Source organism: Nostoc sp. DSM 114161, assembly GCF_052692665.1.
Map to the genome: position 1 here is coordinate 5,905,700 of NZ_CP195141.1, position 13,411 is coordinate 5,919,110.

A 13,411-nucleotide genomic window follows, 5' to 3' on the forward strand; every position below is an offset into this window, starting at 1 on the left:
CTCCCTTGCCCCGTTCCAATTCCCAGTCATACACCATAATAATTTTTCAACCATTCCTCCATTAGTATGTTTACACTATGCAGTAGGTCTGAGGTGACGGAAATATGCAAACTATCTTTACTCCAATTAGCTAAAAAGCGTAACAAAGTTTCTTGGGCTTTTTTTAGTCGCCGCGAGACAGTATATTGCTGTATTTGTAATTGTTTGGCAATTTTATCTTGAGTTAGTTCTTGAGCGTAATAAAGTTGTAAAATTTCTTGTACTTGCGGTTCGAGTTGAGCGATCGCAGCTATTAAAACTTTGTTAATCTCAGTTTGTTGAAACTTTCTTGTTTGTTCTTCTTCTTGAGCAATAATTTGATTAATTAGGGATTCTTGTTGTGTTTCAGGAATGTTATCAAGCCACTCCCACGAATCATCACCACCTTTAGGGATATTAAGAGAGTCAACCTTAAAATAACGATAGCGGCGTGCGGCTTTAGCGGCATTTAAAAGCCACTTTTCTAAGGTTTGGGAATTCACTTGCTGACTGCTTTGAGAATTATAAGCTTTAGCGATCGCTTCCCAAGTCTCGTTGTCTGGTTGGGAAATTTGGCGAGATGTACCTTTTTGTGTTGGGATATATAAAGTTTTGAAACAGTTCCAAGCAAGGACATAAGCATTAATATCTTCTGGCAATAAACCTGCATTTTGTAAAGACTCTACCAAAAACTTTTTAGTGATTTTTCGTAATAATCCCCAATCTGTACAAATATCAATTTCACGATTTTGGCGTAAATTTTCTCGAATAGCACTGCTAAAGAGGGCACTAGCGTAGTTTTTTAAAATAAAGCCTCGGTCTGGATTAAATCCTTTGAGGACTTTATCAACTTGAGCGATCGCAATTTGAAAACAGTCAGATAACTTGTACTGAGTACTCGCAAAACTGTTAACTGTTTTTTGGGATGCCCAATAACAGGATTCTTGCAAGTAAGCCGTTAGATGCTGTTTTGCCAGTAGCGTTGTTTCAGGGGTGAGCCAAAATTTATACCAATATAAAATCCAAAAATTTTCCGAAGTTTCTTGAGGAGTGCGGTTGAGACAACTTTGGATACTGCGACGCAACCTTGATTCGGTCGCCCAACGACTGAAGCGATCGGCGTCAAATTGTACAAAAGTTGAAAAAATTTCAATAATGCTTTGTCGAGGATGCATAAAAAATTGTCACCCAACCTATAGAAAGATTGAAAGCGTTAAAGGACGCCTACACAAACTTTACTACAAGGTGTGAGGATTATATTTCGACTTCAATGAAATATTTTATACTTAGCCAACTAGTAATCGTGTCTACTTATCAATAAGTTACAAAAACAATTACGAATAATGGAGTGTGACTAAAATGTTGAAACGTTCTTTGAGTATTATTGCTGCTAGTAGCATATTAACTACTGCTTTAATCAGTCCTGCTTTAGCTGTACCTGCTGACTTTATTGGTACTTGGGTAAATAAAGATGCCAACACTTCTAATATTACTCGTTTAGTAATTACCTCAAGTGGTAGCAATAAATTAAATATTAAGGTGTTTGGCAAATGTCATCCTAGTGATTGTGATTGGGGAACTGCACCATTACTTACCTATGGTATTAATGTCCAAGATACTAATCATAAATATGCAACAGCCAACTATAATAAAGGGTTCGCAAATTCCTTCTTAACCTTGGGTTCTGCTGGTCAAGAATTAATGTTGCAAGGCTATACGCAGTTTTTAGATAATAGCGGCAGGCAGAATTACTATTCTCGTGAATACTTTCAAAAGCAAACAAGAGTCAGATAAGCGATCGCTAAAAATCAGCATTAATTATTACTCTAACAACAATAGAGAAGTTTGCAATTAACTGAGGTACACAAAGCAAGACTGAAAATAAGATAGAAAGATTTTCTAGCTCTTGCCTCAAAACTATAGCTTGTACTTCAAAACTGCTAGAAAATGTAAAATTTATCCCAGCATTAAACCTCGCTTATGCGGGGTTTTTACATGTGTATTCAAAATTGAATTATTCTCAAAAAATAATTCTCAAAAATTTCGCCAAGACTGCATAAAAATATCAAAGCAAACCTATTGACTAAGTGAAAGGTGAAAACTGAAAACTTAAGTAGCCATACTACCTTGACAAATCCAGTCACAACAACAAAAGCAAGAAACCAACTTAAAGGAGAATCGCAATGAAAATTACAAGTTCAACTTCTACACGTTTAGCATTAGTAATGGGTTTAGCAATAGCTAGTTCAATTGTTAGTACTGTAGCTAAAGCTGAATCTATCCCACAATTAAATTCTCATGGGAACGTATCAAATAAGCCTTTTATTACTAATTCTGCCCGTCGTGACACTCTTTATAATTTAAATCAACGACCCTTGAATAGTGTCTTAGAAACTGACGGTGGAAAAACAAAAGAATCGAGCGATAAAGGCAAAGATTCTAGTGATAAAGGTAAGGATAGTAAAGAGACTTGCGAAAGTGGTAACTGTGGTGGTGGTTTTCTAGATAGAGCTAATCCAGTTATTTTACCAGCAGATCAACTAAAAGTTCCTACACTACAAAATGTACGTCCTCAAACTTTAATTAAAGCTAACAAGCCAATCTTCTAAACAATAGAGATTCCCGGCTTCTTGAAGAAGTCGGGAATCTAAGCCTCCTATGATAAAAATGAGCGACTAAATATTATGGATTTATTAATTATTGGTTCGGATGATGACATTTTTTGCCAAGCAGTTAACGAATTGGTTGGCCAAAAAGGTTATAAAAGTGCAATTTTAGATGTTTGCAATGCTGCCAGAATGTTTTTGATCGCTGTTACTTCTGGAAAATCATATATTACACCAGAAATTCCAGTTATTTTACGTATTCCGCCACAGATGCCGATTCGCACTAGTTTTGATGATTCTTTTATTTATGATGAGTGTCTTGCTACTTTATGGGCAGCAACAACATTATCTAAATCAACAGTAATTAATCGTCCAACTGCAAACAGTCTTTGGGGTAATTTATCATATTCTTCTAACTTGACTAAATTAAAGGCTGGTTATACTAGCAATCTAGAAGTATTCTCTTCACAAATTCCACCATCGCCGCAAGCATTACTCGATAAACAATGGTATCTCCAAGATTTAACTACTTATAATACTGCTGCATATCCACAAATCCCTGAAGGGGTGGGGCCATTTCGCGCAAGTTGGGTTTCGGCTAACCTGGAATATGAAATTGTTGTTGTTTTAGAAGATAAAGCATGGCGTTGCACCAACACATCTCTAGAACATTTACAGTTAGAAGAAAAAAGTATTTCGCTGCTGAGAAATTTAGATTTGGTATTTGGTACTGTAACTTGGAGTATTGATAGCAACCTAGAAAGTGCCAATATTGCTCGTATCAACCCTTATCCATCTTTGGAAGAAATACAGTTTGTTTGGTCAGATTTTGCTCCCGCACTTTTGGAGACTATTTTCTCATGATTTATGCAATTGGCCTTGATTCAGATCGCACTTTTTGTCATTTTGTTAACTACGCTAAATCTCGTGATGTCGAAGTACAAGTAATTAATTTACGCGAAGTGATTCAAAATGGAGATTGGCGCCTAGCATTACCCGATGATAATCAAAGTTGGATAAGTTTTTCTGGCGAAAAGTACATATTAAATCCTCATGGTTCTTATTATTGTCGCTTGATTGACCTTTCAACCGTACAATCAGATTTACAAGATGCGATGCGATGGAAAAGTCTTCTTGCTGCACTTTGTTGTTGGCTAGAACATATTCCCGGTAACGTAATTAATCGCCCTGGTGCTGGTGGTAATAATTTCTCAAAACCGCTTCATGAATTTCATCTACAATCTTTAGGTTTTCAAGTTGCTGATAGCATTACCAGTTCCAATCCAGAAATTCTAGCTGAGTTTGCTAACGCTGGATTAACAATTGTTAAGACAACATCGGGTGTTCGTGCCGATAGTAGATTGGTAAAATCAGAGGAGTTTATCGATTTCCACCCAGACGCAGGCCCGGTTCATTTACAAAGATATGTACAGGGTGCTGATGTGCGCGCGCACGTAGTGGGTAATAGAGTTCACGCAGAATTAATAAAATGTCCGCAGGTAGACTATCGCCATTTTCATGAAGAAGCTGAGTATATCGAGTGGGAGTTACCAGAAGCTTTACACCAAAAAATTGTTAATGCGACTGCTGCATTGGGGTTAAAGTTTGCAGGTTGGGATTTTAAAGTTACCAACGATTTAGAGTACTGGTGTTTAGAAGTTAATCCAATGCCGGGATACGATGGATATGATATTCGGGCAGATGGTAAAATAACAGATTCGTTATTAGCTTTGCTGACAGAAGATATTACAGAAAATAGTATTAGTTGGTATGGAGATTCGAGGAATGAAATTTTCTCAGAACAAATTCTGACAGTCGAACAGTGTAATGATATTTGTTCTGTGATTCATAGTTTAAGAGAATTATGGATAAAACGAGGAAAATCTCCAAAGTTTTTCTATACTTTAGGTACGGCGAGTTACTTAGATTTCTTAAATGAACCTAATTTTTCTAAAGATTATTATACTATAGCTTGTGAATATAATCTAATTCTAGAAAAACACTTAGGTTGGCTTTATAAGTTAGTCAAAGAATATTTAGAGCAGACGCTTATAAACCCTGTAATGTATAAACCAGGTGCAGCACTACCCGGTTTTCATATTTGGCAAGATGCTAATCTTATTACTAAACCGAATGCTACTACACACTTCGATTTGCAGTACCGAAACCTCAAATGGGATGAAGATAAACTCGATACTGTAAACACAATATCCTTTACTTTACCAATTAAACTGCCTAAAAGTGGCGGTGGATTGAATGTTTGGGATTTCAACTATATCAACGATCATAGTCAAGCGATCGCAGGTGATGTAGATATTATTAAACGATTTAGAACTCAAACTTTTCATCGCTATCAAGTTGGTGAAATTGTTTTACACAGCGGACATACGCTTCATCAGATTGCACCAACTACTTACATTTATCCTGACGATGAAAGAATAACTCTACAAGGTCATGGTTTATTTTGCGATGGTCAATGGTTACTGTACTGGTAAGATAATCCTCCTAATATATCATAAGTCTTTAGATACAAAAGTTAGCGGCTGAGGGCTACAATTGATTTTTGATTAATTCTGTATAGCAATCTTATCTAAGTTGTAAGTTTATGCTAGTTGTAGCTTACAGTACAAATAGCATATCATTACGAATAAAGGACTTTTTGAGAAAGTTGTAGCATCTTTACAAATATTTTGGTGTTGTTAAGTGGTTACTTAACTTGTTTAGGACTTACGCAGTAAAAACCTGAAACCTCATTTAGGATTACTATAATGTCACCAATTGGAATCCCCAGCCGCTCAACTTCAGTCAAACAAACTGCAATTCCTAAACTGTGGCTCATGTTGGTGGGAGTCAATAAATATCAAGATGACGGACTACCCAGCCTTAATTATTCAACAGTAGATTGTCAGGGTTTAGCAGAAGCATTGGTAAATGCAGCCGCACAATTTACTGAAACAGAGGTCAAAATATACCATGATTTTGCGCCGCAACCACCATCTTTAGAAAACATCCGTGCCAGTCTCCGCCAAATTACCACTGCGGCTCAACCTATTGATAGTATTTTATTTTATTTTTCTGGACATGGAATTGTAGAACCAAACACTCAGCAAGCATTTTTGTGTTTGGCAGATACTCAAAAATCCGATCTTCAAAACACAGCTTTAGCTTTACAAGAGCTTTTACAATTATTGGGTAATAGTGGGGCGCAAAATCAGCTTGTTTGGTTAGATGCTTGTCATAGTGGCGGGATGACGCTCAGAGGTATAACAAAAGAACCATTGCTGAACGCTACACCAAAAATGGTTGAAGTATTACAACAATGCGCTGCTAAAAGTAAAGGTTTTTATGCTTTGCTTTCCTGCGATACTAACCAGCAATCTTGGGAGTTCCCCGAATTGGGACACGGGGTGTTTACTTATTATTTAATGAAAGGCTTGCAAGGTGAAGCAGCAGATAACCAAGGCTTAATTTATGTGGATAATTTGTATCGATATGTATATCATAAAACTCTCCAATATATAGATAAAAGTAACCAACAGTTACGGCTAATTAATCAGCAGAAAAAAAATAAAGGAGAAACTCAAATTTTTCGAGAATATCCATTACAAACTCCTAAGCGAATTGTTGAGGGAGTTGGAGAGCTAATTGTCGGTAGAGGATTAACTAAGGAGACCCTTGGGGTGCGCCGGATAGGAATAGTAGTAGAAGGATTATCAGTTAGCAAAACAACGCTAGATATTAGCAAATTTCTCGGAAATACTGGGGATTTTACACTAGAGTATTTGCCAGCAACAAAAGTATCTGCCGATCGCCTCAAAGAAGCGATCGCTACTCATTTACAACAACCAGCATCAGAAGTTATTCTACTTTATCTGCGGGGACGAATTGAAGAAACCGAAACAGGCGAATGGTTATTACTAGGAGAAAATATCCGTATCAAGCGTTCCTGGTTGAAACAACAGCTGCGTCTTTGCAACGCTCAACAAATTATTATCCTCGATTGTCCTGTAGCTAATACATCCTTGCAAGATTGGGTAGAAGATTTGCAAATTGACTCGCACCAAGGACAATGTATCATAGCCTACGCCTCACCTGCTGACGCACCAGAACGCTTCGCCCAAAAATTTCTCGATACTTTGATGGCAGCTTCTCAAGTAGATGGACTCTCAGCCGCCGCAGCGATCGCTCAACTACAATTATCCTTGGCAGGTAGCGGCGTTCCTCTTTACATCTGGCTATCAGGCAGACAAGGCATTATAGAAATTCTCCAAGCAAAAACTTACGCAGACACGCCAAAATCAACCACAGGGTTAGATTTGGGAGTATGCCCTTATATGGGGCTAAGTGCTTTTTCTGAAGAAGATAGCCAGTATTTTTACGGTAGAGAAGCCTTAACTCAGGAGTTAATTCACCAACTACGCGATCGCTCTTTTTTAGCCGTCATCGGTGCTTCAGGAAGCGGCAAATCTTCAATTGTGCAAGCTGGTGTAATTCCCCAACTGCGATTGGGCAAACAAATACCCAGTAGCGAACAATGGTGGATTGGAAGTATTCGTCCCGGAGTAAATCCGCTGGAAGCTTTAGCGCAGCGGCTTGGGGGAGTGGGGGAGCAGGGGAGCAGGGGGGCAGAGGAAGCAGGGGGAGTAAAAGAGCAAAAGAATTATTCTTATCCAATCCCCAGTCCCCAGTCCCCAGTCCCCAGTCCCCTTTTGTTAGAGGGAATATTTCACCAAGGGGTAGAGGGATTTGTTTACTGGATACGCAATCAACCCCATCGAGTTGTGGTGCTAGTGGTGGATCAGTTTGAGGAACTGTTTACCCTAGCTCCTAACCCAGATAGAGAGCTATTTTTAGAATTATTGCTGGGAGCAGTGCAATATGCTGGCGATCGCTTCAAATTAATTATTACTTTACGGGCAGACTTTATTGCCTCCTGTTTAGAAGTACCAGCACTGGCTAAAGCTTTGCAGGATTTGAGCGTGTTGGTTCCACCGAAGTTAAGTTTGGATGATTATCGACGGGTGATTCTCAACCCAGCTCAACAAGTCGGGTTAAAAGTAGAACCAGAACTGGTGGAAGTATTGTTGCGGGAGCTAGATCGCTCGCCAGGAGATTTACCATTACTAGAATTTGTTTTAGAGCAATTATGGCAACATCGAGTTGCTGGTGAGTTGACTTTACAAACTTATCAAGAGCAACTAGGCGGAATTCAAGGAGCATTAGAGCGATCGTCTCAGGCTGTTTACGAAAGTTTCGATCCTCAAATGCAAGAATGTGCTAAATGGATTTTTTTATCTTTGACACAATTAGGTGAAGGTACAGAAGATACTCGCAGGCGGGTACATAAATCAGAGTTAATAGTCAAAAAATATCCAGCCGCATTGGTAGAAAAAACCCTCAACGCCTTAACTGCTGCCAAGTTAGTAGTGATGAATTTAGAAGAAGAAGTAACAAAAGGACAAAGTAGACAAGCAGAACAAGAAAAAATTTCTCCCCCTGCTCCCCTGCCCCCCTGCTCCCCTGCCCCCCTGCTCCCCTACTCCCCTGCTCCCATAACAGTAGAAGTTGCCCATGAAATCCTCATCCGTCATTGGTCAACTTTACGCTGGTGGTTAGAAGAAAACCGCGATCGCTTGCGAAAACAAAGGCAAATTGAGCAAGCTTCCCAATTGTGGCTGCAACGCAGTCAGCAAGCTGATTTCTTATTACAAGGAGTGCGACTGGCTGAAGCAGAAGATATCTATATTAAATATACCGACGAACTTTCTGCTGATGTGCAACGGTTTATTGAAGCTTGTTTAGTACAAAGAAAACAACAGCAACTACAAGAGAAAAGAAGACTCAAGCAAGCTCAAAGGGCTGTAGTTGCACTCAGTATTTTAGGATTAGCGGCTGTCTGTTTCGGCTCCTTAGCCTATTGGAAATCTCAAGCAGCCCAATTGCGAGAAATTGAAGCCTTAAATGCCTCATCTCAAGCTAATCTTTTATCACATCAGCAGTTAGAATCGCTGATTGCTAGTGTCAAAGCAGGTAAACAGCTAAAAAACACTCTTGGCGCACCCACTGAAATGCAAACTCAGACTCTGAGTGTTTTACAACAAGTAATTTCTGGAACCCAAGAGCGCAACCGCTTAGAAGGACATACCGCTGAAGTATCGAGCGTGAGTTTCAGTCCTGACGGTAAAACAATTGTATCGGCTAGTAACGACAAAACAGCCATAATCTGGGGACATGATGGCACAAAGTTACGCACGTTAACAGGGCATACTGGTACAGTACGGAGTGTCAGTTTCAGCCCAGATGGTCAAACGATCGCAACAGCCAGTTTCGATCGCACCGTCAAGCTTTGGAGAACTAGGGACGGTGCTTTAATTAGAACGCTAAACGGTCATACTGCGGAGGTTTTGAGTTTATCTTGGTCTAAGAACGGCGAAACCATCGCCACAGGTAGCGCCGATGGCACTGCTAAAATTTGGCAAGTTAGCGATGGTCATTTGCTGAGAACTTTTAGCGGATATAGGGATTTTGTTAATAGTGTAAGTTTTAGCCCTGATGGGGAAATTTTGGCGATCGCTAGTGCAGATAAAACCGTTAAACTTTGGAGTGTTAGTGATGGAGTGTTGCGGCAAACCCTCCTTGGGCATAGCGCCGGAGTTTCTAGTGTCGCTTTTAGCCCCGATGGGCAAACTCTAGCTTCAGCCAGTGAAGATAAAACAGTGAGACTCTGGCACACAGACGGCAGCTTACTGAGAATTATTCCAGCCCACAATGCAGAGGTTCTGGGCGTCAACTTCAGTCATGATGGTCAAAACCTAGCTTCCACCAGCACCGATAGCACAATTAAAATTTGGAGTTCTCAGGACGGCTCTTTACGTCAAACTTTACTAGGACATAGTATTGCAGTCTACAGCGCCAGTTTTAGCCCCGATGACCAGACCTTAGTTTCCGCTGGCGCTGATAAAACTGTTAGACTTTGGCAGTTAGATAATCCTCTATTCAAAACTCTCACAGGACATCAAGGTAAACTCTATAACGTGAGTTTTAGCCCGAATGGGCAAATAGCCACCGCCGGTCAAGACACTACGATAAAACTTTGGCAGCGTGACGGAACTTTGCGCCAAACCCTGCAAGGTTATGATACTTCAGTTTACGGACACAGTAAGGAAATCTACGGTTTAGCCTTCAGTCCTGACGGCGAGATATTAGCCTCAGCGAGTCTTGACCATTACATTAAACTTTGGCGGACTCGTGATGGTTATATGATTAAAACCCTTCAAGGGCATCAACGCGAAGTCAATAGTCTCAGTTTTAGCCCTGATAGTCAAATTCTGGCAAGCGCCAGTGCTGATACAACCATTAAACTTTGGAATATTCAAACAAAAGCTTTAATTAAAACTCTCCAAGGACATACCGCTGAGGTTTTGAGCGTGAGTTTCAATCCTAGCGGTCAAGTACTGGCCTCAGCTGGTAGAGATAACAAAGTTTTGCTTTGGAGAGTTAAGGATGGTAAGTTACTGTATACTCTGCCAGGACATACTAACGCTGTCAACGCCATCAGTTTTAGTCCTGATGGTAAAATACTCGCCTCGGCTAGTGCTGATAAAACTATTAAACTCTGGCAAGTCAGCAATGGAGCTTTACTGCAAACTATTACGGGACATACTGATGCCGTCTACAGCCTCAGCTTTAGTCCTGACGGCCAAACAATCGCCTCAGCTAGCGGTGATGGAAGCATCAAACTTTGGAACCGTGATGGCAGAGAACTCAAAACTCTTCTAGGTCATACTGATGCAGTATTGAGCGTCAGTTTTAGCCCCGATGGGAAATTTTTGGCTTCTGCCAGTTTTGATGGTACAGCTAAACTTTGGCGTCTTCAAAGCACAGAACTGCAAACCCAAGATTTAGACAATCTACTGATTCGCAGTTGTAATTTACTAAAAGATTACCTCAAAACTAACCCCAAGATTAGCGATCGAGAACGGGGTTCGCTATGTTCAGATTTACGGAGTTAGATTTAATCGTATTTTGTAAACCTGTACCCAGTTGCAACAATGTATCTCTGCGAGGAGGTCTAGGCCCTGGCCCTTTGACCGGCGTGGTACCACCAGTTGGCCCCGGAGATTCGCCATTCCCTGGACTAGAAAGTTGATTTTGAATTGCAGGAGCTTGAAATACTCGTACCAAATCTGGTTGTAAACTATCAACTTTGGGTGTGATAGGTTGTACGGGATTTGCCAAAGTGGGCAAGGCAGTGAATAATACTGTTGGTAACGCGATCGCTAAACTCAAAATTTGCTTTTGCATATCAAGCCTTTTTCCTCTTTAATATATACTTAAAGCTGAACTAGTGAGATATCCCCTTATCGATACTTAGCTACAAAGCCAAGCAACAGCATTCCAGATTGTAGGTTTAAAACTCTCAATAACTTAATAGATCTAGTTGAGTTTTTTTATGCAGTTTTCTGAGAGGTTGTTTGAAAAGTGATAGGCTGTGATTTTAATCGCATTGTTACTCCCCTTAATCCCCCCTTATAAAGGCTTGTCATTACCAACATCTTTTAAAGTGAGGTAGGGGTGTCAAGAAAAGTTTAGTGCAGAAATTCTACCCACCTTGCCAGGGTTAAAGCTAGCAATTAGCAGTAATATAAAACTCATAACTCCAAGCTCCTATAGCAATCCTAAATCTTTCGTGAGAAACAAGATCCGCAATTTCTCAAATAAATCGGGGATCTAAACACCGCGAATTCTCACAAATCAGATAGGATTGCCGTAACTCCTAACTCCTAACTTTTCACTCACCACTGATGTCACATAGGCAAGAACAAATCTCACAAATAGTAGTAACTGCTGAGCAAATGCGCGATATTGAAGCGCGGATCTTTGCAGCAGGAATGCCTGTAGTAGCTTTAATGGAAAAGGTAGCAGGCTTAATTGCCCGTCGCATTCAAAATATTTATCCAAATCCCGAACAAAGGCAACAATTTTCTCCTTCATCCTCAAATCTTCGTATTGGCATTCTCGTCGGTCCCGGTCACAATGGGGGAGATGCTTTGGTGGTAGCCCGCGAATTACATTTTCGTGGTTATGAAATTTGGATTTATTCCCCTTTTTCTAAGCTCAAGGAATTAACTTCACAGCACTTGCAGTATGCTCGGAGTTTAGGCATCCCAATTTATCAAGAAATTGAGCAATTACCGAGTTCTGATTTGTTGATTGATGGGTTGTTTGGATTTGGTTTAGAAAAAAATCTCACCGATCCCATCGCTTCTGCAATCGATCGCTTAAATGAATTGTCTGTGCCAATTTTGAGTATTGATTTACCTTCGGGATTGCACACTGACACAGGGGAAGTATTAGGAACAGCGATTCGCGCCACTCAAACGTTTTGCTTGGGTTTATGGAAGTTGGCTTTTTTACAAGACCAAGCGCTGGAATTTGTCGGTAAAGCTGAGTTAATTGATTTTGATATTCCTTTGGCCGATGTCCAAGCTGTTCTCTTAGATGCACCTAAAATTAAACGCATTACACCAGCAACGGCACTTTCGACTTTACCTTTACCCCGTCCACCAGTTACCCACAAATATAAGGAAGGACATTTACTGCTGATTTGTGGTTCGCGGCGCTATGCAGGTGGAGCAATTTTAACTGCTTTGGGTGCTAGGGGTAGTGGTGTGGGAATGCTTTCGGTGGCTGTACCGGAGTCTTTAAAATCTCTTTTGGTGTCGCATTTGCCAGAAGCACTGATTGTCGGTTGTCCAGAGACGGAAACCGGAGCCATTGCTCAATTGCAACTACCTGCAAAAACTAATCTCAGTTCTTTTAGTGCGATCGCTTGCGGCCCCGGTTTAACAACAGATGCAACTCCCATTGTCCAAGAAGTCATAGAAAGCGATGTTCCTCTGCTTCTCGATGCCGATGGTTTAAATATACTTGCCCAAATTGCAACCATCCCCACTTTACAAAAACGCCGAGCACCAACCATTCTTACACCCCACACAGGTGAATTTCAGCGATTGTTTCCCCATATCGCTGAGGCCAAACATCACAGAGTGAAAGCAGTACAAGAAGCAGCAGCACAAAGTGGGGCGGTAGTATTGTTAAAAGGTGCGAAAACTGCGATCGCTAACCCCCAACGTGAAGTTTGGATTGTGCCAGAAAGTACACCCGCCTTAGCCCGTGGCGGTAGCGGCGACGTGTTAACTGGGCTACTCGGTGGATTGTTAGCCCAAGGGTTGACTAAACAGATCCCAGTAGAAGATATTGTTGCGACTGCCGCTTGGTGGCACTCCCAAGCGGGTATTTTAGCAGCCCAAGAACGCACCGAGTTAGGTGTAGATGCGTTTACATTGGCACAATATTTAATAAAAACTCTCAGTAGTTTTAAAAGATAAAAACTAACAATAATCCTAGCTCGGACTTAAGTGAGTTATTTTTTAATGTAAATATAATTACAATTAACTTAGGTAAGAAATTATTATTTATAACTAGAAGGACTAAATTAAACCTAACTTGAGATTACCGGGTTTCGACTTCGCGGGACTTGAGCGTAGTCGAAACTCAACCCTCGTCTTCTCAAAGGTCGAGCATTGAGCGCAGCGATGCCCTGAGCTTGCCGTTGGCGAAGCCTCTCGTAGAGAAGGGTCGAAATGCATCTTCTAAATAATTGTGTCCACTTACTTATAGCAATCCTCAATAATTCTCTCTAAAAAAGATAGCTGACTTCTTTAATAAGTCCGGGATCTCACGCTTGGATTATAACTTTAGTTATATCTCTATTGATTATCAAT

Annotated in this window: 8 protein-coding genes; 6 read left to right on the top strand and 2 right to left on the bottom strand. The window is 40.5% G+C overall.

The window, feature by feature from the left end; all coding sequences use genetic code 11:
• Positions 1-26: 26 nt before the first annotated feature.
• Positions 27-1,193 carry a sigma-70 family RNA polymerase sigma factor gene (locus tag NSTC745_RS25055; RefSeq protein WP_445633384.1) on the bottom strand — a complete coding sequence of 389 codons (1,167 nt, stop codon included), beginning with the start codon at positions 1,191-1,193 and terminating at the stop codon, positions 27-29.
• Between the two features lie 184 nt (positions 1,194-1,377).
• On the opposite strand from NSTC745_RS25055, the gene NSTC745_RS25060 reads away from it, so the two are divergent.
• The 5 genes from NSTC745_RS25060 to NSTC745_RS25080 all read left to right on the top strand — a co-directional run bounded on the left by NSTC745_RS25060 (position 1,378) and on the right by NSTC745_RS25080 (position 10,636).
• Positions 1,378-1,812, top strand: a complete 435-nt coding sequence (locus NSTC745_RS25060) for a hypothetical protein (protein ID WP_445633385.1) — start codon at positions 1,378-1,380, stop codon at positions 1,810-1,812.
• Positions 1,813-2,201: 389 nt separating this feature from the next.
• Positions 2,202-2,627: a hypothetical protein gene (locus tag NSTC745_RS25065; RefSeq protein WP_445633386.1), complete on the top strand. Its 426-nt coding sequence runs from the start codon at positions 2,202-2,204 to the stop codon at positions 2,625-2,627.
• Between the two features lie 75 nt (positions 2,628-2,702).
• Positions 2,703-3,488 (top strand): hypothetical protein, encoded by a 786-nt coding sequence (locus tag NSTC745_RS25070; protein WP_445633387.1) that lies wholly within the window; start codon positions 2,703-2,705, stop codon positions 3,486-3,488.
• On the top strand, positions 3,485-5,119 hold the full coding sequence (locus NSTC745_RS25075; RefSeq protein WP_445633388.1) for an ATP-grasp domain-containing protein: 1,635 nt from the start codon (positions 3,485-3,487) through the stop codon (positions 5,117-5,119). Before NSTC745_RS25070 ends, NSTC745_RS25075 begins: the two co-directional genes overlap by 4 nt.
• A gap of 273 nt (positions 5,120-5,392) precedes the next feature.
• On the top strand, positions 5,393-10,636 hold the full coding sequence (locus NSTC745_RS25080) for an nSTAND1 domain-containing NTPase (RefSeq protein ID WP_445633389.1): 5,244 nt from the start codon (positions 5,393-5,395) through the stop codon (positions 10,634-10,636).
• Here the strand turns inward: NSTC745_RS25080 and NSTC745_RS25085 are convergent.
• Positions 10,590-10,928, bottom strand: a complete 339-nt coding sequence (locus tag NSTC745_RS25085; RefSeq protein ID WP_445633390.1) for a hypothetical protein — start codon at positions 10,926-10,928, stop codon at positions 10,590-10,592. The two genes, NSTC745_RS25080 and NSTC745_RS25085, sit on opposite strands and share 47 nt — an antisense overlap.
• A 500-nt stretch (positions 10,929-11,428) precedes the next feature.
• Here NSTC745_RS25085 and NSTC745_RS25090 point away from each other — a divergent pair, with 500 nt between their 5' ends.
• The gene (locus NSTC745_RS25090; protein ID WP_445633391.1) at positions 11,429-13,015 is read left to right on the top strand and encodes an NAD(P)H-hydrate dehydratase; all 1,587 of its coding nucleotides are present in this window, start codon (positions 11,429-11,431) and stop codon (positions 13,013-13,015) included.
• Positions 13,016-13,411 lie beyond the last annotated feature (396 nt).

What these genes read in the sequence shown, in the direction of transcription:
- NSTC745_RS25060 (WP_445633385.1), top strand. Translation starts at nt 1,378, where the DNA reads ATGTTGAAACGTTCTTTGAGTATTATTGCTGCTAGTAGCATATTAACT.
- NSTC745_RS25075 (WP_445633388.1), top strand. Translation starts at nt 3,485, where the DNA reads ATGATTTATGCAATTGGCCTTGATTCAGATCGCACTTTTTGTCATTTT.
- NSTC745_RS25055 (WP_445633384.1), bottom strand. Translation starts at nt 1,193, where the DNA reads ATGCATCCTCGACAAAGCATTATTGAAATTTTTTCAACTTTTGTACAA.
- NSTC745_RS25065 (WP_445633386.1), top strand. Translation starts at nt 2,202, where the DNA reads ATGAAAATTACAAGTTCAACTTCTACACGTTTAGCATTAGTAATGGGT.
- NSTC745_RS25080 (WP_445633389.1), top strand. Translation starts at nt 5,393, where the DNA reads ATGTCACCAATTGGAATCCCCAGCCGCTCAACTTCAGTCAAACAAACT.
- NSTC745_RS25085 (WP_445633390.1), bottom strand. Translation starts at nt 10,928, where the DNA reads ATGCAAAAGCAAATTTTGAGTTTAGCGATCGCGTTACCAACAGTATTA.
- NSTC745_RS25090 (WP_445633391.1), top strand. Translation starts at nt 11,429, where the DNA reads ATGTCACATAGGCAAGAACAAATCTCACAAATAGTAGTAACTGCTGAG.
- NSTC745_RS25070 (WP_445633387.1), top strand. Translation starts at nt 2,703, where the DNA reads ATGGATTTATTAATTATTGGTTCGGATGATGACATTTTTTGCCAAGCA.